17 protein-coding genes are annotated in these 22,078 nt (G+C 50.6%); all 17 read left to right on the forward strand.

The genetic code is table 11. The annotated features are described in order from the left end of the window. Window positions 1–19 precede the first annotated feature (19 nt). The 17 genes from WH37_RS00365 (at window position 20) to WH37_RS00445 (ending at window position 21,471) form a co-directional block, all read left to right on the forward strand. Complete coding sequence (locus WH37_RS00365; RefSeq protein ID WP_063837986.1) at window positions 20–1,897, forward strand: PP2C family protein-serine/threonine phosphatase; 1,878 nt, start codon at window positions 20–22, stop codon at window positions 1,895–1,897. A gap of 49 nt (window positions 1,898–1,946) precedes the next feature. After that, on the forward strand, window positions 1,947–3,239 hold the full coding sequence (locus WH37_RS00370; protein WP_046228589.1) for a hypothetical protein: 1,293 nt from the start codon (window positions 1,947–1,949) through the stop codon (window positions 3,237–3,239). Further along, window positions 3,230–3,925 (forward strand): hypothetical protein, encoded by a 696-nt coding sequence (locus tag WH37_RS00375; RefSeq protein WP_046228590.1) that lies wholly within the window; start codon window positions 3,230–3,232, stop codon window positions 3,923–3,925. The genes WH37_RS00370 and WH37_RS00375 overlap by 10 nt, the downstream gene beginning before the upstream one ends. Before the next feature lie 765 nt (window positions 3,926–4,690). After that, on the forward strand, window positions 4,691–7,447 hold the full coding sequence (locus WH37_RS00380) for a molecular chaperone (RefSeq protein WP_046228771.1): 2,757 nt from the start codon (window positions 4,691–4,693) through the stop codon (window positions 7,445–7,447). A gap of 73 nt (window positions 7,448–7,520) precedes the next feature. Further along, a complete protein-coding gene (locus WH37_RS00385; protein ID WP_046228591.1) occupies window positions 7,521–8,411 on the forward strand; it encodes a hypothetical protein in 891 nt (296 codons plus the stop codon). 40 nt (window positions 8,412–8,451) lie between these two features. Continuing rightward, entirely contained in the window at window positions 8,452–9,033 is a 582-nt protein-coding gene (locus WH37_RS00390) for an RDD family protein (RefSeq protein WP_052736717.1), read from the forward strand. Between the two features lie 104 nt (window positions 9,034–9,137). After that, a complete protein-coding gene (locus WH37_RS00395) occupies window positions 9,138–9,737 on the forward strand; it encodes a hypothetical protein (protein ID WP_052736718.1) in 600 nt (199 codons plus the stop codon). Beyond that, complete coding sequence (locus WH37_RS00400; protein WP_231594071.1) at window positions 9,734–11,671, forward strand: contractile injection system protein, VgrG/Pvc8 family; 1,938 nt, start codon at window positions 9,734–9,736, stop codon at window positions 11,669–11,671. Before WH37_RS00395 ends, WH37_RS00400 begins: the two co-directional genes overlap by 4 nt. Further along, on the forward strand, window positions 11,668–12,366 hold the full coding sequence (locus WH37_RS00405; protein ID WP_052736719.1) for a hypothetical protein: 699 nt from the start codon (window positions 11,668–11,670) through the stop codon (window positions 12,364–12,366). Before WH37_RS00400 ends, WH37_RS00405 begins: the two co-directional genes overlap by 4 nt. Then, window positions 12,366–12,890: a hypothetical protein gene (locus tag WH37_RS00410; protein ID WP_046228593.1), complete on the forward strand. Its 525-nt coding sequence runs from the start codon at window positions 12,366–12,368 to the stop codon at window positions 12,888–12,890. Before WH37_RS00405 ends, WH37_RS00410 begins: the two co-directional genes overlap by 1 nt. Before the next feature lie 124 nt (window positions 12,891–13,014). After that, entirely contained in the window at window positions 13,015–13,410 is a 396-nt protein-coding gene (locus WH37_RS00415) for a DUF4280 domain-containing protein (RefSeq protein ID WP_046228594.1), read from the forward strand. A 33-nt stretch (window positions 13,411–13,443) separates the two neighbouring features. Then, complete coding sequence (locus WH37_RS00420) at window positions 13,444–16,218, forward strand: contractile injection system protein, VgrG/Pvc8 family (RefSeq protein ID WP_052736721.1); 2,775 nt, start codon at window positions 13,444–13,446, stop codon at window positions 16,216–16,218. A 25-nt stretch (window positions 16,219–16,243) separates the two neighbouring features. Beyond that, window positions 16,244–17,038 (forward strand): Imm47 family immunity protein, encoded by a 795-nt coding sequence (imm47, locus tag WH37_RS00425; RefSeq protein ID WP_046228595.1) that lies wholly within the window; start codon window positions 16,244–16,246, stop codon window positions 17,036–17,038. A gap of 176 nt (window positions 17,039–17,214) precedes the next feature. Next, window positions 17,215–17,691, forward strand: coding sequence for a hypothetical protein (locus WH37_RS00430; RefSeq protein ID WP_046228596.1), 477 nt, complete (start codon window positions 17,215–17,217; stop codon window positions 17,689–17,691). Window positions 17,692–17,815: 124 nt separating this feature from the next. Next, window positions 17,816–18,211, forward strand: coding sequence for a DUF4280 domain-containing protein (locus WH37_RS00435; protein WP_046228597.1), 396 nt, complete (start codon window positions 17,816–17,818; stop codon window positions 18,209–18,211). Window positions 18,212–18,244: 33 nt separating this feature from the next. Beyond that, window positions 18,245–21,004: a deaminase domain-containing protein gene (locus tag WH37_RS00440; protein ID WP_046228598.1), complete on the forward strand. Its 2,760-nt coding sequence runs from the start codon at window positions 18,245–18,247 to the stop codon at window positions 21,002–21,004. 23 nt (window positions 21,005–21,027) lie between these two features. Next, window positions 21,028–21,471, forward strand: a complete 444-nt coding sequence (locus WH37_RS00445; RefSeq protein ID WP_046228599.1) for an SMI1/KNR4 family protein — start codon at window positions 21,028–21,030, stop codon at window positions 21,469–21,471. Window positions 21,472–22,078: the final 607 nt, after the last annotated feature.

The following is a 22,078-nucleotide window of genomic DNA, read 5'->3' on the forward strand; positions in this document are numbered from 1 at the left end:
CAAGGATGCGGAGGTACAGATGAGAAAGGAAAACAGCAGCTTCAAAACGGATTTCCTGTCGGAGGCAGGGACGTTTATGGAAAATCGGGATTATTTTGCTTACGTCGAGCTGGATGACAGAGCCTGCTGGATTGTCGCGGATGGCTGCGATAACGATGTGGAGGTCCGCAGCGCCGAAATGGCGGTGCAATGCCTGCTTGAAAACTTCACGCATAAGCCGACGATGTCAAAGCGCAAGCTGGAGGCTTATTTGCAGGAGGCGCAGGATTGGCTTCGCCTCGAAAGCCGGCGCGTGCGGCTGAAGGCGAGCCTGATTATGGTCGTAACCGATTATACCCGCATCGTCTGGGCGGTAGCCGGCAATGCGCGGCTTTATCATTTTCGCGGAGGACGGCTGCTTGGGCAAAGCAAGGATTTGTCTTTAGCGCAGGCGATGGCGGATCGCGAAAGTATTTCCGCTTATAAGGTGGATCGTCACGAGGAGCGCCACAATTTGCTGCAATACGTCGGCAAGCCGGAAGGCTTGGAGCCATTTATTTCGAAAAAGACGGCGCTCAATGACGGCGATGTGCTGCTGCTCGTTACGCCGGGCATGTGGGAGAACGTGGACGTTCCTGAAATGCTGGATTCGCTGGAGGATACGGAGGACCCGACCGCGCTCGTCGATACGCTCGAAGAAGTGCTGCTCAGCAAGCAGCAGCCGGTCATTGGCAATTATACGGCGGCGGCTGTCTACGTAGATAAAGTGTACAAGGAAGACAAGAAAAAATGGAGCAAATGGGTGAAGCGGATTGCGCTGGTGATGATTCCGGTCATCATTGCGGCCGGCTTCGCTATTTATTATAAAAGCCGGACCGCAGCGCGGGTGGCGGAAGGCATTGCCAATATGCTCGAATATGAGCAGACGGGCGACACCTACGTCGAGGAGCGCAATTATGCGCAGGCGCTGAAATCGTACAGCGAAGCCCGCGCCGAGGCGAAGAAGCTCAAGGATAAAGTACATATTGCCTTGTATGGCGTGAAATACAAGAAGGTCGATCTCATCGTCGCCGGAGACGGGTTTCTGAAGGACGGCGATTACGAGAAGGCGCTGACGCAATACAAGAAGGCGAAGGAAGAGACGAAAAACGACGGGCTCTACGACCAGCAGGAGCTGGATCAGAAAATAAGCCAGATCGATGAATATGTCCGTATTGCCGCGATTGTGCAGGAGGCGGATTTGAAGGCTGAGGGGCAGGATTATTCTGCGGCGGTGCTGCTCTACAAGCAGGCGCGAAAGGCTGCGCTTAATGTGGGGTTTGTCGAAGGCGAGAAGGAAATTAAGACGAAGCTGGATGAAGCGGAGGCGAAAATTGCCGAGCTTGTGAAGGAGCAGAAGCTGCTGAAGGCCGAGAATTTGGAGAAACGCGGCGACCGCAGCTTTGCCGCCGGCAATTATGAGGCGGCGATTGATGCTTATACGCAGGCACAGGCGATTTATCAGGAAATCGCGGTGCTGGAGCCGGTGTTGAAGCTGGAGCGCAGCATCGGCAAGGCGGAGGATAAGCTGAACCCGATGCCAAGCCCGGCGGCGGGCGGCGATGCAGGCACGGGGAGCGACGGTGGCGCGAGCAGTGCGGGTTCGGGAAGCGGCAGCGAAGCGAATAGTGAGGCTGGCGGAAGTGGCGCGGGCAGCGGCGGTACGAACAGCAGCGCAGGAAATAATGGCGGAGCAAGCGGCAGCGGCGCAGAAACAAGTGGGGCAGGCGGTACCGCGAATAGCACCGCCGATGCTGGTTCGTCTGCCGGAAGCGGAGCGGCGGGAACAAGCGGCGGCTCGACGGAGGCTACTCCGGCGGCAACGCCTACACCGACGCCCGATCAGGAGGCAACACCGCAGGCGAATACAACGGGCTAGCTGCAAAAGCTAGGCCAAGGCACAGCAGCCAGCAGGGAGGGAGAACGGGATGAAGGATATCATACAGGATCGGCTCAGCCGGATGGAGGATTTGGAGCAGCGAAAAATATTAAAGCAGCTCATGACCAGCATGTTCAACGGGGTCGTCGATTATCAGGAGAAGATGAACCGCGAGCTGGAGCAGCGCATCTTTGGGGAACTGGGAGACAATGACGATAAAAATGATATTTTCGTCACCGTCTGCGCGCGGGAGGATATCGATCCGATCCATGATTTTTTGTATCCGATGCTGCCAGGAGACGCCAGGCAGCCGGAAATTCCGCTGCATGACATTATTGCAGGCCTAAGCCGCAAGCAGGAGTGCAAGCTGCTGACGGTGTTTATGGAATGCAGCTATCCCGAGCTGAATGAGCTGCTGGCACGGCGCCGTATTTTTCAAGGGAAGATGGAAACGAATCGGGGCAGCTATGCGATAAGCGCTCGCGTGGAGCGGAGCCAGACCTATACGGGTGAGATCGAGCGGCTGTATGATGTTTTTCAAAAAAATGGCATAGCGTGGAAGACGCTAAATCATCCTTACGCCTATAAGTTTATTGATCTCGTGCTGACCGGAAGCGACCGCATTCCGGAGGAAGACGAGGAGATTCTAGAAATTAGCGTCGATCTGGAGCGGTATGAGCGGTTTAAAAAACCGGACATTGTGCCGCTATGGAACATTGAGCGTCTGGAAATTCGCAACAGCGGCTTTCCGGTTCCGGCTGCTGACCGCATCAATTACGAGCATGTGCTGTCGCTGCGCAAAACCGGAGCGGGTCACGGCTATCTCGTAGACGGCGATGAGCAGGATGTCCGCTACATCAAGCGTTCCGCTGAGGATTTGACTGTCGTCAGCCCGAAGGAGGCATCCGGCGTATGGAGTGTCTGGAAGCTGACCCAGCCCATTATGTCGCAGGTTGGCAAGCTTGACTATCCGCTGTTCTCCAACCGCAAACGCGAAGGCTTTATTGGCAAATATGCCCGCCAGCATTCGGTGGCGGTGCGCGCAGTCAGCGAGCTGATGCGGCTTGTGCATTCGTTCGAGGCGGCGGAGGCGCTGGAGCTGGCAAGCGCCGAGGTAGATGGCAAGCCGCTTGGCCGCAGCGGGCAGACGTATGGGATGAATCCTTTCATCAGCGATAATATTCGCTCGGAATCGGGCAAGAAGCGGCTGAAGCTGACCTTCCGCAAGCGCGGAGCGGCGCAGGCTGGGGCCGATTTTGTGCTGAATGATGTGATGAGCTTTATGGTATCTGAAATTCAAATGCATTTTCCGGAATACAGCTGTGAAGGAGAATGGGCTTGAATTACGTATGGGATTTAGTCATTAAAACCGAGCAGAAGGGGCTTGAGCGGAAAGGGCTTTATTTTACGCCAGCCAAAGTATATTCGCCATATATGGAGCTGAGCTTGCCCGATTTGAACGCTACGCTTGTGGATCGGGAGATTGAGGTTAATGCGGATTACCGTTTTACGAATATTTTTGACGGCATGTTCGATCTGGATTATGAGGAATGCGCGGAGCTGAGAGTGGCGCTGTTCGATATTATGATGCATTTTCTAGCCGATGTGGATTTATCGCAGGGGATGAACCTGAGGGAATATTATATCCGGTTTATTTTGCGAGATATTGAGGATGGCTTGTTCGGCGATGAGGTGAAGCATGGGCTGACGTTGTTTACCCGCAACGAGCGGGAGGTTATAGCGGCCAATCTGCTGCGGCTGTATGAGACGGGCGAGGCGGTTTATCTACTGAAGGATACGATGCGCAAGCTGTTCAAGCGCTCGACGATATATGTAAATTGCGAGGAGAAGGACGAGCTGGTGTTTTACGTCGGGCAGAAGCGGACGGAGGCAGTCGAGGCGCGAATTGAGCTGGTGCGGCGGCTGTTTCTGCCTGTACGGTTTGTGACCGAAATTTATTGGGAATATCATTTTGGCCTGCTTGATGTGGAAGAGACGATGCAAATCGACCGCATTGCGCTCTATTAGAGACGAAGGAGGAGGGCTGTCATTATGCGCAGCTATACCTATAAATTAACGAAGCCCGGTGCTGAAAATAATGCGGGAGCGCGGGCTCAGGATGAAGTGGCGGCGACCCGCGAAGCGGAGCAGTCCTTGGACAGCTACGATGAAGGCGCCGCAAGGGCTGGTGGAGACAAAAGAGCAGGAGGCCCGAAAGGCTACGGGCAAGGGCAAGGGCAAGCCCCAGGCGATCAAGGCGGGTATGGACATAATCCAGGGAACAACGATGGTTATGGACAAGGCCAAAGCCAAGGTTACCAGGATGGTAACGGGCAAGGTGCTGGAAACCGTGGTGGAAATGGCGGATACGGTGGATACGGGCAAAATCAAGGTCAAGGTCAAAACCAAGGCCAAGGCGGGCGCGGCGGGAACCCCGATCGATATATGGATGAAGCGGCGGCAGGCGGAAATGGCTATGGCCGTGGAGTAGCAGATGGCGGCCGTGATCTAGGCGGTGCAGGCAATGGCCGCGGGCAAGCGGGCGGTTATGGAAATGGCAGCTTGGATGATGCTGGCTATGGAAATGCCAATGCGAACGGAAATACGAATGGAAATGGCAACGGTAGGGCTGTGGGGAATGGCCCAGCGGCAAAACTCGGCGGTGGCTACTTGGATAAAGAGGACGCTGCTAACAATGGCAATGGGAGTAGTAATGCCCGTTATTCGAGTAACGGCGCAGGCGGCAGAGACGATATGCGGGGACCTTCGGGAGCAGCGCGCCAGCCATCCGGCATGAGAACGCATTATGCGCCGCCAGGAGCAAAAGGTCTCGGCCCGCAAGCTGGGCAAAATGCCCGTGGTGCAGCAGCAAGACGCTATTCGCTTGCCGAGCTGGAGCAAATGACGACGCATCAGCTGCGCAGCATTTGCCATCAGGAGCGTATCGTCAAAGGTGTTGTCGAAGCGCAGAGCCGCGAGGAGCTTGTTCGTATTGTGCTGAAATATCGGGGCGCGGATGAGAGCCTGTTTATTGACGAATATGAGGAGCAGGGCTTTGAGCGGCTGGAATATGCTTTGCAGCATTATTTAAATACGCCGCTGCGCGATGCGGCAAGCATCCACATTCCGGCGAAAATTACGATCTACAACGGCCTGCCGCTCAATCGGCGGGATGGCTATCAGGTGCGTGCGCCTCATGTGCCAAGCGTGTGCGAATCGAATGTGCTTATTATCAATGAGCAGGAGGAAGTGTGTGGAATTTTGCGTCTGGTAAAAGATGGATTAGAGCCAGGCGTCTTTATGCTGTGCGCAGATAAAAATACGGTGTACCGCCGGACGGCGAACCGCAATTACAGCCTGCTGCTGTTCCGCAAGCAGGATTCGGAATATTTATACAAAGCCTATTACAGCAATCGGCTGATGCCGCCTGCTAATTTGCATTACTGGCGCATGCCGGTGTCAGAGCTGGACATTCGCGAGGTGGAGCAGACGCAGGCGGTGCTCGCCATTGACTTCGGCACGTCAAATACGACGGCTGGCGCTTTTCTAGATTATGGCTTTATTGCCGAGCCGAGCAGCCACGATATTTTAAACGGCAAGCTGCGGCTGGGAACGATTAATTATGTGTCCTTTGCCAAAACGGCTAAAGGCGATGCGGCTGGCGGGGACTTCATTCATTCTGGAGGCAGTGGAATAGGCGTTGCGTCCACGGCTGGCTGGATCGAAATGCTGCCGACGGCGATTGGCGTAGCCGATTGTGCGGATATAGGCGATATCAAATACACCTATGGGTATGAGGCGATGCGCCAGCTCAAGCATAACGCGCATGCGGGGAGAACGAGCGTTTTTCTCGGGATGAAGCGTTGGGTGAATGGCATCGGCAAAATGGAGGAAGTAAGCGACGCCAGCGGCAATACCGCTGTGCTGAGACGAAGCGAGCTGATACGCGCTTATTTGCTGCATGTCATTCAAACGGCAGAGCATCAGTTCAAATGCCGCTTCAAGCATTTGCATTTTACAAGCCCGGTGAAGCTGAAAGAGCCGTTTATGGCGATGTTCAAGGAAGTGCTGCAAGATGATTACGTCATCGAAACGGAGCATGCGCTGGATGAGGGCATGGCGGTGCTGTACAACACGATAGCTGACCAAATCGAGCAGGACCGCTACATGGAAGGCGAGACGTTCGACGCGCTGGTTATCGATTGCGGCGGGGGAACGACCGACCTGTCCTCATGCCGCTTCCGCATTGAGGAAGGGCGAATCTCGTATAACATCGACATTCGCACCGCCTACGAGAACGGAGACACGAATTTTGGCGGCAATAATCTCACCTATCGGGTGATGCAATATATCAAAATCGTTTTTGCCGATTATTATTCCCGCGGCCGCGTCTTGACGGATCTCGATGAATTAATCGGCATTCCGGGCGCGGATTTATTCCGCCATGTGGATGAATATGGCGTTGCAGCGGTATATGAGCCGCTGGAGCAAAGGTATCGGGAAGCGGAGCGGGTGCTCCCAACGCGCTTCAAGCAGTATGAGAACCGGACGCGTGACGATTATTGGCGGGTGCGGCGCAATTTTTATTTTTTATGGGAGCTGGCAGAGGAGCTTAAGGTTGCGTTCTTCCGCAGGACGAGCACGTTTCGCAGAAAGTTCGAAATTGCGGAACAGACGGCTCGCTTGGGGCGAATGGATCGCGCGGACAATGACCTTGAGGTGATGCCGATTGCCGGCTGGTGCTTATCGCTGAACGAAGGCGGCAGATTTACCGATCGCCATGACAGCCCGGATGCGGTGTTCACGGTCAATGAAATGTCTAAGCTGCTGAGGGCGGATATTTATAATATTGTGCGGGCGTTTTTGGAGGATTTTTATGAGGATGGCCGTTTGCAGCAGTACGCGATGATCAAGCTGACCGGGCAATCGTGCCGGATCGAGGCGTTCCGCGAGGCGCTCAAGGAATTTGTGCCGGGGCGCAGCATTGAGTTTGGGCTGAAAGCCGATGAGGCGGGCAAGGTGCCGGAGTTGAAGCTGGCGTGCCTGCGCGGGGCCATCCGGTATTTGACGGCGCGCAAGCTGGGCCAAATTCAGACGACGGTGACGCGGAGCGCGCCAGTCGTGCCGTATACGGTGACGGCCTATACGCATCAAGGCGGCGAAAAAGTGCTCATCAGCAGCATGGAGCAGCTCAGCCGGATGCGGGGCGCGGTGTCGCGGCCGATGCATGTATCGGAGGTCGCTTTTTATCTGAAGAGCGGGGACGACAAGCTGCAGCGCAAATATGTGTATGACAACAGTCGCAGTGTGTACAATGCCGCGTTATATGAAGAAATCGCCGCCTTGTACGGCGAACAGATTCCGCAGGAGGAAACGGATTTAATCGTGAACGGGGAAGTAAAATTTTTCGTCGTGACGGGCGAAAATCAATGGGGCTTCCACATCGTTCCGGTCGCACGGACGCAGGAGCAGCTCTTGCTGGGCGAGAAGCGGCTGTTCACATTCGAGGATGATCTGTCGGAGCTGGATTTCTTTGACGGGCTGAAATAGATAGAGAAATAGAGGGATAGAGAAATATTAGGAGATTAAAAGGGTGAAATAGACAGGAAGGAAGTGAGCGTGCATGTTTGCAGACCGCTATCCCAGCTTTCAGAAGGGCCGAATTCTAAAGACGGAGATGCTCAGCAATCTGCGGGATTACCCGCGGCATATGTTCGACATCCAGTACAGCAGCTATTCAGATGGCATTATTTGCGGGGCCGAGGTACTGGTGGGCGAGGAAACGCTGATGATTAAGCGCGGCATAGTCAAGCATGACGGGCGGTTGTTCAGCCTGGAGCAGGATTATGAGCTGCCTTATTCGGCTACGGGAAATGAGACGCTGATTAAAATCCGTTTCCCCTCGGAGCCGAGTGTACGCAGTGACATTACGAGCTATGAGACGGAAATCGTGCTGGAGCCTGCTGGCCAGCTGCGCGGGAACGAGCTTGAGTTGGGACGGTACAAGCTCAAGCCGGGCGCGAGGCTGCGCCAAAGCTATGAGGGGTTCCATGATTTGATCACCGAGTACAACACGGTGCAGCTCATTCATGTGGAGCATGCCGCTTACGGGCGCAGCACGATGGACCCGATCGTCATGCGCCTGTACGGAGAAGAGCTGCTGATGCGCGGCTGCTCTGATCCGCATGATATCTCGTTTGCGATGCTCTGCTTGAATGAGGGAACGGTGGCGATGCCCGTCATTGAGCATTATGTAGCCGCAAGGCTAGGGCTGGAGCGCCGAGGCGTGCAGCGGGGCTTCCATATGGGAGCGAAAGGCGGTTCAGGCGCTGGAGCTCATTCGGCGGCTGGCCGCGAACGGATGGGCGATACGGGGAAATTCGACGACCCGCCTCCAGTGGATCGAGACCAGCTGTATGGAAATTTACGCCGAATACTCGGCAGCGTGCATCGCGGCGGAGCGGCGAAAGGCGATCTTCGCCCAGGCGGCATGCGGCGGATGTTGGTGGATTAAGGAAGTTCAATTACATGAGAGATCAGACACAGGAGGCAACATGTTGGTTTATGCAGGTTTTTGGAAAAGGCTGTTCGCGTACATTATCGACGACATTATTTTATATTTGTTCACCTACATCGGCTTATTAATGATCATGCTACTATTCAGCATGCCGATAGCGGCACTTCGATCAGATTCTTTGTACAGTCAATCGTTCGATGGCTTTTTTTCAGTGATAGTGCCGAGTATTTTCCTGTTCTACATTGTGTTGAGATGGCTCTATTTCACCTTGATGGAAATGTCGCCCGCTCAAGGGACGCTGGGCAAAATGGCCCTTGGCATCATCGTAACCGATGAGCGTTTTGAACGCGTAACGTTTGGCCGTGCGACGGGAAGATTTTTTGGAAGAATCTTATCTGGACTGATTTTGTATGTCGGTTTTCTTATTATTCCGTTCACAAGCAAAAAGCAGGGGCTTCACGACAAAATGGCAGGCACCTATGTGGTGGACAAGAAGGTGCTGCTGCTGGCGAAGCAGTTTGGATTGGATGTGCATCAGCCGCCGTTTGTGCAGTATCCGACGTATTCCCCTATGCATCAGCCAGTTCAACCGCCGTTGATGCCGTTTGGGAAAGAGTGAGCGAGCGCTCATAACAGGCTCCTTTTTTAACAAATTAGTAGATTAGAGACTTAGAAGCAGGTTGGTCCAAGGACATGCAAGATGACTTGAAGGAGGACGACAAGTTGGAACATGCTGATGAGAAAATACTGAAATTGCTGCAAGAGATGGAGACACTGGAGAACCCCAAAACGATTCATGCCGAGAGCATTCGGATCGGGGTGGAAAACTATGTGTTTGAGCCTGTTTTCTTTTTCAACGAGCGTTTGTCGGTGCATCTGCCAAGCCAGTTTACGGATATGGATGAGCAATCTCGAAAAGCCAAATATCCGTATGAGGAGCGCCCTGAGATTATTAAGGCAAATGCGGATGGAAGCATTGCTTTTACACTGAAATATGTGGATGAAAACCTGAGCGACCCATGGGTAGACGAACTGACGAATGGCATGAAGGGAATGGTTAAACGGGCGAATCCGGCGAATGTTTTTTATACGACAGAGGTGGAGGAAATCAATGGGAAACGCATTGGTTTCTTCGATTTCAAAAGCTCGGCGCTCGACGGCTATCTATATACGATTATGTTCTTCCTCGCGCTGGACGGCCAGGCGGTTATCGGCTCTTTCACATGCCCATATAGCCTATATGCCGATTGGCGGGAGATTGCTTACCAAATGCTGCAAAGTATCCGGGTATACGAAGAAGCAGAGGAAGAGGTGCAAGCATGAGTGAACGTACAGAAAGACCGGCAGAGCGAGTGGGGCGTATGGAAGCTCGCGGCGCAAGACCGGAAGCGGGTGGCATGGATTTCATGGCAGGCCATGCTGCGGCAAGGCCAGTGGCTCGCAAGGAATTAGTGGAAGGAAGAGCGGATAGACCCTCAAAACAGGCTGAGGGGATGGAGAAGCATGAAGCTAAACCATCAACTCAAATGGGGAGCGCGGATCATCGTGAGGCAAGGCCGTCAGGTCAAGCGGAGCGTCTTGACAACCGTGAGGCAAGACCAGCAGGTCAGATGGAGCGTGCGGAGAGTCGTGCTGCAAGACCGTCGGGTCAGGCCAAGCAAGTAGAGAAACAAGAAGCACACCCAGCAGGTACAATGGCGCGCATGGGAAGCATGGCATCCGGTATGTCAGGCCTAATGGAGCGTGCGAAAGTCCGTGCAGAAAGACCGGCAGGCCGAGCGGAGCGCCCGGAAAGTATGAGGATTCACCCAGCCGCAGCCGCTATACGAAGCGAGAGTGCAAGTAGCCAAACGGCCCACCCGATCTACACCCTCGCAGACATACACATGACCGAAAGCCCCTATGAGCAAATCACAGCCCTGACGATCGTAAAAGAAGTGAATGAGCATATCCAGCTGACGCTGAGCGGCATTGTGCCAGAGAGCAAGCTGGATGTATATATCGAGCGCATCTCGGACAATGAGCCGATTGAGGTGTACACGCAGACGGAGGAGAGCGGCAAACGGACGCTTTTTCATGGCATCATTACGAACGCCCGCATCCAAGTGGTGCAAAACGTGCGAACGCTGACGATCGAAGCACACAGCCGCACGTTCCTGATGGATCTCAAAAGAGAAACGCGCTCCTACCAAAACGGACAGCAAACGTATGAGCAGATTTTGAATCAGCTGGCGTCGGATTACCCGAATGCGAATGTCGTCGATGAAGCGTCGCAAGGCAAGGCAATAGGCGGTCTCGTGATGCAATATTTAGAAACCGACTGGGCATTTGCGAAGCGGCTGGCGTCGCATTTCAATATGCCGCTGCTGGCAATCAGCGCGATGCCGGGCATCCGTTTTTATGCGGGGGTGCCGGAGGCGGGCGGCGAGGTCGTGCTGACGGAGACAAACTATTCGATCCGTAAGGAAATGGGCGTCTATAAGCAGTTGGCTGAAAATAGCAAAGCGAGCTTCACCGAGCAGGGCCGGATGATTTATGAAGTGACGAGCCATACTGCCATTGAACTGGGCAGCGCCGTTCAATTTCAGCGCCGCTCGTTATTCGTGTACCGGGTGGAAGCGCGCACGGAGCAGGGACTGCTCGTCTACCATTACGATCTTCGAGAGCGGGAAGGTTTTCGCTGCGGCACCCGTTATCTGGAGGAGATTACGGGTATTTCGCTATTCGGCACCATTGCTGGTGTGGAGAAAGACAAAGTAAAGCTGAAGCTGAAAATTGACGGCGGCGGGGCAGATACATGGTTCCCGTATTCGACGGTGTATTCGTCGCCAGACGGCAGCGGCTGGTACTGCATGCCGGAGATCGGCGATGAGGCAAGGCTGTATTTTCCCGATTCGGAGGAGAAAAATGCGTTTGCGGCGAGCTCGGTCGACGTCGCTTCTTCGGATACGACGAAACGCAGCGATCCGGCAGTGAAAAGCATCAGCACGAAATATGGCAAGCAGATTGTCTTCCAGCCGGGTGCGGTAGAGATTATCGGGGGCGGTCAGATGCTGATGCGCTTGACCGATGATGGTGGAATCGAGATCAACAGCGATAAGAAAATTATGCTCACAGCTGTGGAAGATATTGAAATTACAAGCGAAGCGAACATTTTGATCCAAGGAGAGACGGGCATCGATTTGAAGCAGGGCGACGCGATGCTGACAGTGCAGGATGAAGTGACGCTGAGCGGCGGAAAGGTCAACATCGTATGAGTCAGGTGATGACGCGGGAAGAGGCGCTGGCTGATTTTTTGGAACGGCATGTGTTTGATCGCTGGCAGGAAGATGTGCTGCTGGTGAATGACATTTACGAGGAACATCAGGTGGAGATCGATGTGGAGCTGGCGAGAGCATTTGAGGCGCTGTGTGAGAAAGCGGCTGAACTTCAAGCAGCGGAAAAACAAGGGAAGCTGAAATATATCTACATTTCTTATTTACGCACCAGCATCATGGAAGGGCACTGTACGTATCGGATGGATGCGTATGATGAACGCTGGCTGATGGATGCGTCAGGTTGTGCGGTGAGTTGGGAGCCAGCGTTTCTGTTCGCTCCGATGTTTGAGCGAGTCAAGCAGCTGGAGCCGGAGCGAGTCGCTTACGCACGAAAGGTCACGATTATGGATATCGACGACATTCGCCAGTTGGAAGCAGAGAAATGCCATACGCTGGCGGTGGAATATGTGCGAGGGCAGATGGAAAAGCTGATCGAGCTTGAGGCCTTCACAGCGCTGGAGAAAGCGGAAGGCTGGGCGATTGCAATGGGCGAGTACCGCGATCAGACGGAAATATTGGCGGAGGATGGTCATGGAGTACGCGCACTGGATGAGCCTAGCGATAGCGAAAGTGCGGAAGAAGAGGACGGAGATCAGCTTCAAGAGCAGCAGGATGGAAAGGGCGGTGCATCCTGATGGACTATTTTGTACTGAAGCAAGATAGCCGCTACACGAGTACGCCGATGCTGGAAGGGCTGCGGGAGAAGCTGGACATGCGGGATATGTATGCGGCGACATCGTACCGGATACCGGACAAGCTGCTGTTTCAAGTCAAGGGAGAGAAAGACAGCGTGTTTACGGATGTGCTGGATCGGCAGCTCTTTTTGCTATCGGATGGATTGAAGCGGTTAGTGGAGCTGTACGAGCCGAGAGCGGTATACAAGATGGTCATTTTGATGCATATGTCGACTCGTCGCCAGAAAACGTATTATTTGCCCTTTTTTGAGGAGCTAATGTGTTTAAGTCCGTATGCCGAGCTGCATCAGGATCAGCGAACGATTAAGCATTTGGTGCTGGATCGGGAACGTCTGCAAGGGAAGAAAATGGTGCGGGTGAGCGAAAGCGAGTTGCCGCTGATTGTCGTACGGCTCGATGTAGCGGAGAGCCTGCTGCGGCGAGAGCCTGTGGGTATTCGTTTGGAACGGGTGGAGCTGGCTTAGACAAAACTAGTCGAGTCGCGATTATTCTAACGGTTTGAGAGCTTAGACAAAACGATTTGCAACCAGTTATAGCTTTTTACAAGAAATAGAATAGGGAACGGTGATTGAAAAGGAGGAGAATAGAATGGGAGATCAACCTGCATATGTCGTGCGAGGGGCAACAATGGCCTGTACATGTGGAACGCATAAGCGCCGGATCAACTTGCCAGAAAGTCACGGGTCGTATGTCAATGGTAAGCCGATGATGAACGAGGATGATTACAGCCCGGAGAATGTGCCGTATTTCGGCCTATGTGCCAGCCCGAAAATGGCAGGGGGAGAGATCATATATCTGATCGACGAACAAGGCAATAACATCGGAGGCCCCCCTTGTATGCCGACGATATTCAATAAGTGGCTGATGCCGAAAGAAAATGCGAAGGTAGACAACAAACCCGCGCTGACGACCCAATCGTTTCTGAAGTGCGCGATGGATGGGGAAATCTTTTTTGTGTCCGATGGTCAGCACGACTCGGATTAAGCCAGGCAAGGACAACGGGGAGGAGGGATGCAGATGATCGGTTATGATCGATTGCGGGTAGAAGGCCCCTGCAAGCTGAAGCATATCACGGATGTGGCGATGAACTGGAAGCCGGGCGAGCATGGGACGCTGCGGATTAGCGGGATCGTCGAGGAAGAGCTGCGGACGAATGCAACGCTGGAAGCGGTATGGCAGGATAAAATCGCGTTATACGACGAAGAAGAAGGCACAAAGAAACCCCTGTTCAAGGGTGTAGTCTCGTCCGTGCAGACGGTGCATCGCAATGGGGTATATACAGTTGAGATCGAGGCGGTATCGGGAAGCATCTACAGCGATTTGAAGAAGCGAAAGCGATCTTTTCAGGATACGAGCCAGACGTATGGGGCAATCTTGACCACCGTGCTTCGTGCGTACTCAGGCGGAGATATACTGCTTCAACAGGGAGAGAAGGAAAAGCCATCTGAGCCTGTCATTCAATATGAGGAGACGGATTGGGAGCTGACCAAAAGGCTAGCCAGCCAGTTCCAGTCGGTCGTGGTCTGTGATATATTGGAAGAAACGCCGAAGCTGTTTATTGGGATGCCAGAGGGGAAAGAGCATAAGCTGCCTGATGGCGCATCGTATACGGTGAGCAAGGATTTGGCGGCTTTTCAAAAAGCAGGCGGGGAAGCAGCAGGCCTGCATGATACAGACTTTTTTGGATATGAAATACAATCCAAGACGTTTTATCGTTTGGGTGATCGCTTTAAAATTCGGGGCTATATTGAGCTAATTGTTTCGTCGATGACAGCACGTTTGGAAAAGGGACAGCTGATCTATAACTATCGACTTTCGCGGGAAGCCGGAATACGAGAGTTGCCCATGATGAACCGCAGGCTGTCCGGCCTGACACTGCAAGGAGAAATTCTGGCGGTGAAAGGAGAACAGGTGCAGGTGCATCTGGCGATCGACGACAAGCAGGACAAGGGAACGGCACACTGGTATCGCTATGCCCCGGAGACTGGTAGCGCGATGTACAGTATGCCGCAAGTAGGGACAAAGGCGAATCTGTATCTCGCAGATGCAGGTGGTCAAGAAGCCATTGTCACTGGCGGCGTGCGAACAAACGGAGCGAGTGCGGAGAAGACGGCCGATCCGAACAACCGTTATTTTGGCACGGAGCATGGCAGTGAAATGAAGCTGTCCCCGACAGGAGTCGAGTTCACAGGCGGAAGCAAGGAGCCGCTGTTTTTGAAGCTGGACGATGCCGTAGGCATTATCTTGAGCAGTCCGCGCAAGCTGACGCTAACAGCGAAGGAAGAGATTTCGCTGTTCACACCGAAGCGTGTGGTTATTGGTGCGCAAGCGCTACTGGTAGCGAAGAAGACCAGTGCGCCAAGCGGGATCACGCTGGAAGGAGAATATAACCTGATGGGGGCGCAGATCCGAACGGAAGGGAAGGATCGGACGAGCTACGCGTCATATGATGATGCGCCAGTAGAAGGCGAGCCACCTCCCCCACCGCCACCGCCGGAAAAACCACCATTCAGTTGGGGGAAACTAGCAAGGAATGTGCTGGCAGGACTTGCCGTCGTCGCGGTAGTCGCTGTAGCAGCGGCGTTTACGGTAGCTACGCTAGGAGCAGGGGCAGTCGTTGTTGGTGCGGTACTAGCTGGAGCGGCGATTGCGGGAACTGCTGCGGTAGTGAGCCAAGCGGTATCGGATATCGCCCGCGGCGAGGTCAGCGATATGGGCACGTATGTTTCAACGGCCTTCCGAGAGACGGTCATCGGGGCGATATCTGGGGCGGTGTTTGGCCCGTTTGGTCCGATGGCGAACCTAGGTGGACGTATGGCGTTTGGTGCAGTGCAGAATGGGTTTGAGAGTGTCATTCGCCAGACGATGGAAGGCAAAGGGTTTAGTATCGCTACAATGGCAATGGATATGGGGATTGGCGGTTTAACCGGTGGTATAATGGATTCACGTCTTACGAAGGCAATCGGTAGCAAGATTGCAAATGCGAAAATTGTTAAATCCTTGGGCAACGCATTTGGCGACTCGCTGAATAAAATGACTGGCTGGGTTGGAAATGCGGCAGATGCGGTTAAAGCGAAATTGATACGTGATGCATTGGATATTAAGGATGCAGCAACTACAGGTTTAAAAAAGCTTCAGGATACGTTTACGCTAAATAATATGAATGGTGGCCTCATTCCAGTAGGAGCTGGTGGTCCAAAAGGAAATTATTGGTTCAATCATTCACCTGATCCACAGATTCCAAGCCCATCACAGCATCATAAGGATTTTTTTAAGGAATCTGAAGCGGGTCAGAAGGAATTGGCGGAGCGTATGAAGAATGAGGCAAACGATATAAATGTAAATGAGGATACCGTTAATGAAGTATATGGTCCTTATTATGACGAAGCCAAAAAACTATATGAATCTAACCCTGATTGGTATCCAAATCCAGATGAATCTAGAATCGTAAAGGGGAATGAATTAAAAGAAGCTCGTGCTGAGTATGAAGCGATGGTTAGAAGAGGACAACTTGAAAAAGGTCATCATGTCCAAGGCCTAGCATTCGGAGGAGAAAATGTCGATTCTAATATAAAAATTACTGGTGAATCTACGATTTCTCGTACAAAACTTAATGAGTTAGAATTGGATTTTTATAATCAAATGGGATATGGGAAAAAGAATGCCAAGGTGTTAAAGATATATGAAAATGAAAATGGTATAATTGTATTTGGAAATAACCCTCAGCATACTGAAGTTACTGTATTCCAAAATAAAGTATTGAAATGGCAGAGAGAGAATAAGAAACGTTAAAATTGATACAGGTTGGTGAAGCAAATTGGACAAATCTAAAAACCTTATGAATAGTTCGTGGTTTGGAGAAAAGGTAGAGTATTCTAACCAAGAAATCAAAGAAAATCTTTTAAAGGCTGATACAGAAGCAAAGGTTTTAATTAACTTACTAGAAATGTTCAAACTAGGTGATTTTACTCAAAAACCACTGTTGATTCAACTAATGAATCAAACAAATGATGATGCTGTATTAAATCTATGTATTAGGGTTTATTTTTCAATCTGTACGCATGATGATTTAAGTGACTCAAATAGTATGCGTTTTTTAGAAAATGCCTCAGAAGATACAATAAGAACTTTTGCATCTGCTGCACCTACATCACTTTCACTTGATTCTATTCCATATTTATTAAGCTTGCTTGAAGAATGGTGTGATATTAATGATATAGCAGTAGTTTTAAGGGATTCAATCGACTTTTTTATAAACTACGAGGAGGACTTAGGAGAAGAGGCATCAGTAGATGACATTGGAGAATATTATTTGAACTACACCCAGCAACATGAAGTAGAAAAGTATTATTTTGGACAAAAACTAGCTTTTCCAGGAGATTTGGCAAAAAGGATTTTTGAAAGAGTTATGCTAGCTGTCAACAATGAAGACATTTTTAAAATGGAATTTATACCATCTGTATTATCTATTTGGACAGGGATAAAAGTGCCAGCTGAGTATGACACGGTTATAAACAAAGATAACTATAAAAATTTTATTTCTTATATAGAGGGACTATCAAGCAAGGAGTGGGAAAAAGGTGAGAAGTATTTTTATGGATATAAAATTTAGCTTTATAGTTGTGGAAATGTAAAATATATTTATAAATTTAGAATTTAATTTAAAGGCTTATTCCGTTAAATAATTTGGAATAGGCTTTTTTCTTTTTCTAGACCTGAAATAACCGCTATGCAAAGCGAGAGTGCAAGCTTGTACTGAAGCAAGATAGCCGTTACACGAGTACCCCGATGCTGGAAGGGCTGCGGGAGAAGCTGGATATGCGGGATATGTATGCGGCGACATCGTACCGGATACCGGACAAGCTCCTGTTTCAAGTCAAGGGAGAGAAAGACAGTGTGTTTACGGATGTGCTGGATCGGCAGCTCTTTTTGCTATCGGATGGATTGAAGCGGTTAGTAGAGCTGTACGAGCCGAGAGCGGTATACAAGATGGTCATTTTGATGCATATGCTGACTCGCCGCCAGCAAACGTATTACTTGCCCTTTTTTGAGGAGCTGCCATGTTTAAGTCCGTATGCCGAGCTGCATCAGGATCAGCGGACGATTAAGCATTTGGTGCTGGATCGGGAGCGTCTGCAAGGGAAGAAAATTGTGCGGGTGAGCGAAAGCGAAATGCCGCTAATCATCGTGCGGCTGGATGTTGCGGAAAGCCTGCTGCGGCGGGAGCCTGTGGGCATTCGTTTGGAACGGGTGGAGCTGGTTTAGACCAAACGATTGGAGTCGCGATTATTCAAACAGTTTGAGAGCTTAGACCAAACGATTCGCAACCAGTTTTAGCTTTTAACAAGAAATAGAATAGGAAACGGTGATTGAAAAGGAGGAGAAGAGAATGGGGAATGAACCCGCATATGTGGTGCGAGGGGCAACCATGAGATGTACATGCGGCACGCATTCACGCCGAATCAACTTGCCAGAGAGCCATGGGTCGTATGTGAATGGCAAGCCGATGATGAATGAGGACGATTACAGCCCGGAGAACGTGCCGTATTTTGGCATATGCCGCAGTCCTAAAATGGCAGCCGGGGAAGTCGTGTACTTGATTAATGAGCAAGGCATTACCGAGGGTGGCCCACCCTGTATGCCAGAGATTTTTAATAAGTGGGTGCTGCCAAAGGAAAATGCGAAGGTAGATAACAAACCAGCGCTGACGACCCAATCGTTTCTTACGTGTGCCATGGATGGTCAAATCTATTTTCTCTCGGACGGTCAACACGATTCAGATTAGGTAGACGAAGGACAACGGGGAGGAGGGATGCAGATGATCGGTTATGATCGATTGCGGGTAGAAGGCCCCTGCAAGCTGAAGCATATCACGGATGTGGCGATGAGCTGGAAGCCGGGCGAGCATGGGACGCTGCGGATTAGCGGAATGGTCGAGGAAGAGCTGCGAACGAATGCCACGCTGGAAGCGGTATGGCAGGATAAAATCGCCTTGTATGACGAAGAAGAAGGTAAACGGAAACCTCTATTTAAGGGAGTCGTCACATCTGTGCAGACGGTGCATCGCAATGGGGTATATACAGTTGAGATCGAGGCGGTATCGGGAAGCATTTATAGCGATCTGAAGAAGCGGAAGCGATCTTTTCAGGATACGAGCCAGACGTACGAGAAGATCATAACTACCGTACTGCGTGCGTATCCAGGTGGAGATGTTTTGCTCCAAAAGGGAGAGAAGGAGAAACCATCTGAGCCTGTCATTCAATATGAGGAGACGGATTGGGAGCTGACGAAACGTCTAGCGAGCCAGTTCCAGTCGGTCGTCGTCTGTGATATATTGGAAGAAACGCCGAAGTTGTTTATTGGGATGCCGGAGGGGAAAGAGCATAAGCTGCCTGATGGAGCATCGTATACGGTGAGTAAGGATTTAGCAGCGTTTCAGAAGGCAGGCGGACAGGAAGCGGGCCTGCATGATACGGATTTTTTCGGTTATGAAATACAATCCAAAACGTTCTATCGTTTGGGTGATCGCTTTAAAATTCGAGGCTATATTGAACTGATCGTATCGTCGATGACGGCGCGTTTGGAAAAAGGGCAGCTCATCTACCACTACCGTCTGTCGCGGGAAGCGGGGATACGAGAGCAGCCCATGATGAACCGCAGGTTGTCAGGCCTGACACTGCAAGGAGAAATTCTAGCGGTAAAAGGGGAACAGGTGCAGGTGCATCTGGCGATTGATGACAAGCAGGACAAGGGAACGGCGCACTGGTATCGTTATGCTCCGGAGACGGGAAGCGCGATGTACAGTATGCCGCAGGTAGGAACAAAAGCGAATTTATATCTAGCCGATGCAGGCGGTCAAGAAGCCATTGTCACTGGCGGCGTGCGAACCAATGGGGCGAGTGCAGAAAAGACGGCAGATCCGAACAACCGTTATTTTGGGACGGAGCATGGCAGTGAAATGAAGCTGTCCCCTACGGGGGTCGAGTTTACAGGCGGAAGCAAGGAGCCGCTGTTTTTGAAGCTGGACGATGCCGTAGGCATTATCTTGAGCAGCCCGCGCAAACTGACGCTGACAGCGAAGGAAGAGATTTCGCTGTTCACACCGAAGCGTGTAGTTATTGGTGCGCAAGCGCTACTCGTAGCGAAGAAGACGAGTGCACCAAGCGGAATCACGCTGGAAGGCGAGTATAACCTGATGGGGGCGCAGATCCGAACGGAGGGGAAGGATCGGACTGGCTATGCGCCGTATGACGATGCGCCAGTAGAAGGTGAGCCGCCTCCTCCACCGCCACCACCGGAAAAACCGCCATTCAGCTGGGGAAAACTAGCGAGAAATGTGCTGGCAGGATTGGCTGTCGTCGCAGTAGTTGCGGTAGCAGCGGCGTTTACGGTAGCGACACTAGGAGCAGGAGCGGTCGTTGTCGGTGCAGTATTGGCTGGAGCAGCCATTGCGGGAACTGCCGCAGTCGTGAGCCAAGCGGTATCGGATATCGCGCGCGGCGAGGTCAGCGATATGGGCACGTATGTGTCAACAGCCTTTCGAGAATCAGTTATCGGGGCGATATCTGGGGCAGTGTTTGGCCCGTTCGGTCCGATGGCGAACCTAGGTGGACGTATGGCGTTTGGTGCAGTGCAGAATGGTTTTGAGAGTGTCATTCGCCAGACGATGGAAGGCAAAGGGTTTAGTTTTGGCACACTGGCGCTGGATATGGGAATCGGCGGTTTAACCGGTGGTATAATGGATTCGCGGCTCACGAAGGCGATTGGTAGCAAAATTGCAAATGCGAAAATTGTTAAATCCTTGGGCAACGCATTTGGTGATTCGCTGAATAAAATGACGGGCTGGATTGGGAATGCGGCAGATGCGGTTAAAGCGAAACTGATACGTGATGCATTGGATATCAAGGATGCAGCAACTACAGGCTGGAAGAAGCTTCAGAATGCTTTGACGAATAAGAAAATGGGTGACAGTCTTGTTCCGGTAGGTCCTGAAGGAAATGTTAAACTTCATGAAAGTCCTGATTCGATACCTTCAAGTCCGTCACAGCATCATAAGGATTTCTTTAGCGAATCCGAAGCGGGTAAGAAGGAATTGGCGGATCGTTTGAAGAATGAGGCTGAGGGGACGGGAAAAGCTGGTTCTGTCAACAGTGTTTTTAGGGAAGCGACCGAAGAAGATAAGAAATTGATAGATGATGTGAGGAAGAGGTTTAACGCAGGAAAAACTAAAAATGTCGCATTAACTAAGGGGGAAATAGATGGTGAATCAATAAATCTTGAATCAATGAGTGGGTATGATCCAAATAATCCAAATCATAAGGATAACTATCCTAGACCACCTGAAAATCACTATAAATATAGTGGGTCAGATAATAAAGGAAGGTTGCAAGATACAGAGCAAAAGATGATAGAATATCTGAGAGAAAGGTTCAAAAATAATCCTGATGTTGAAGGCAGTATTGAAATTATTTCACATAACCCTATTTGTAAAAGTTGTAATGATATTATTGATCAATTTCAAATTGATTTTTCGAATATCAAAGTCACGAGAGTTCAAATCTTGGATGACTTGAATTGAGTAGAATATGGAGGAGATTTAACATGGATATTTCAAATAAGGGTGATTTAAAGGAATTCTTATTAACATTAGAAAAAAAATCATACCCAATGAAGCCTTGTAGTGAAGATGAGCTAACAAAATTAAAACATTTTTCTCCAACAAAAACGCTGCCCTCGAATTATTTAGATTTTATGAGTAAGTTTGGGAATGGTGCAGAGTTTTTGACTGGTACACATTATACTATGAAGTATATATTAGAGTTAAAAGAATGGGCTGTTGAACTTTTAGAGGAAAATAGTTTCTCAAAAAAACTCACAGATAATCAGTTTGTGTTTATGATGCACCAAGGATATATGTTTTGGTTTTTCAATTTGGATGAGGGTGATAATCCTTCAGTATATCTTTACGATGAAAGTCTTTATCTAACGGAGTTTAAGAAAGTCAGCGATACTCTTTCTGAATATTTAATTTCATTATACGACTAAAGAGAATTGAGTAATTATTTTCAATTAATATTTTTTAATTGCTTTTCACGAATAATCTATCCACCGCTACAATGCGAACTAGCTGCCGTGTTGTGGTTTTTTTATTCGCCGCTATATACTAAATAATACATTTATACAAGTGGCGGCTTTTCAAAAACACCCCACCCAGTGCCGAATGAACCCGTCATTCAACCAATAACACATCTAACCCATGTAATACCCGTACAAAGATTTCGTCAACACGGGTGTACGCACATAAGATGCTTTAATTTTATAACCTAAATAACGCTAATCCGATACATCAAACAGGTTGATTATGGTCAGATGTCACCATGATTGACCTGTTTTTTGTTATCTTCGTTTTCTTGCGTTTTTTTCAAATTTACTCGCAACTGTAGAATACGCCGCCCCGATAGATAAACTGTCTAAACCATCGCACCTTCTAGGATGGATAGCCCGACCATTAATATTGTCAGGACTTATCTGCATATTGTCCACAACGAATGAGCTACTTGCCGCGATGGTTATCGTGAATAAACAAATCTGGTGACGAGCAGTTGACATAGACAGGTAAGGAGACGTTTCGGGCTAGCCGCCTTTCCTACTC

The sequence above is a fragment of the Paenibacillus algorifonticola genome (assembly GCF_000971975.1).
Lineage (GTDB): Bacteria > Bacillota > Bacilli > Paenibacillales > Paenibacillaceae > Pristimantibacillus > Pristimantibacillus algorifonticola.

What these genes read in the sequence shown, in the direction of transcription:
- WH37_RS00365 (WP_063837986.1), top strand. Translation starts at nt 20, where the DNA reads ATGAGAAAGGAAAACAGCAGCTTCAAAACGGATTTCCTGTCGGAGGCA.
- WH37_RS00430 (WP_046228596.1), top strand. Translation starts at nt 17,215, where the DNA reads ATGCTGGAAGGGCTGCGGGAGAAGCTGGATATGCGGGATATGTATGCG.
- WH37_RS00440 (WP_046228598.1), top strand. Translation starts at nt 18,245, where the DNA reads ATGATCGGTTATGATCGATTGCGGGTAGAAGGCCCCTGCAAGCTGAAG.
- WH37_RS00400 (WP_231594071.1), top strand. Translation starts at nt 9,734, where the DNA reads ATGAGTGAACGTACAGAAAGACCGGCAGAGCGAGTGGGGCGTATGGAA.
- WH37_RS00410 (WP_046228593.1), top strand. Translation starts at nt 12,366, where the DNA reads ATGGACTATTTTGTACTGAAGCAAGATAGCCGCTACACGAGTACGCCG.
- WH37_RS00385 (WP_046228591.1), top strand. Translation starts at nt 7,521, where the DNA reads ATGTTTGCAGACCGCTATCCCAGCTTTCAGAAGGGCCGAATTCTAAAG.
- WH37_RS00370 (WP_046228589.1), top strand. Translation starts at nt 1,947, where the DNA reads ATGAAGGATATCATACAGGATCGGCTCAGCCGGATGGAGGATTTGGAG.
- WH37_RS00445 (WP_046228599.1), top strand. Translation starts at nt 21,028, where the DNA reads ATGGATATTTCAAATAAGGGTGATTTAAAGGAATTCTTATTAACATTA.
- WH37_RS00380 (WP_046228771.1), top strand. Translation starts at nt 4,691, where the DNA reads ATGAGAACGCATTATGCGCCGCCAGGAGCAAAAGGTCTCGGCCCGCAA.
- WH37_RS00375 (WP_046228590.1), top strand. Translation starts at nt 3,230, where the DNA reads ATGGGCTTGAATTACGTATGGGATTTAGTCATTAAAACCGAGCAGAAG.
- WH37_RS00405 (WP_052736719.1), top strand. Translation starts at nt 11,668, where the DNA reads ATGAGTCAGGTGATGACGCGGGAAGAGGCGCTGGCTGATTTTTTGGAA.
- WH37_RS00420 (WP_052736721.1), top strand. Translation starts at nt 13,444, where the DNA reads ATGATCGGTTATGATCGATTGCGGGTAGAAGGCCCCTGCAAGCTGAAG.
- WH37_RS00415 (WP_046228594.1), top strand. Translation starts at nt 13,015, where the DNA reads ATGGGAGATCAACCTGCATATGTCGTGCGAGGGGCAACAATGGCCTGT.
- WH37_RS00390 (WP_052736717.1), top strand. Translation starts at nt 8,452, where the DNA reads ATGTTGGTTTATGCAGGTTTTTGGAAAAGGCTGTTCGCGTACATTATC.
- WH37_RS00435 (WP_046228597.1), top strand. Translation starts at nt 17,816, where the DNA reads ATGGGGAATGAACCCGCATATGTGGTGCGAGGGGCAACCATGAGATGT.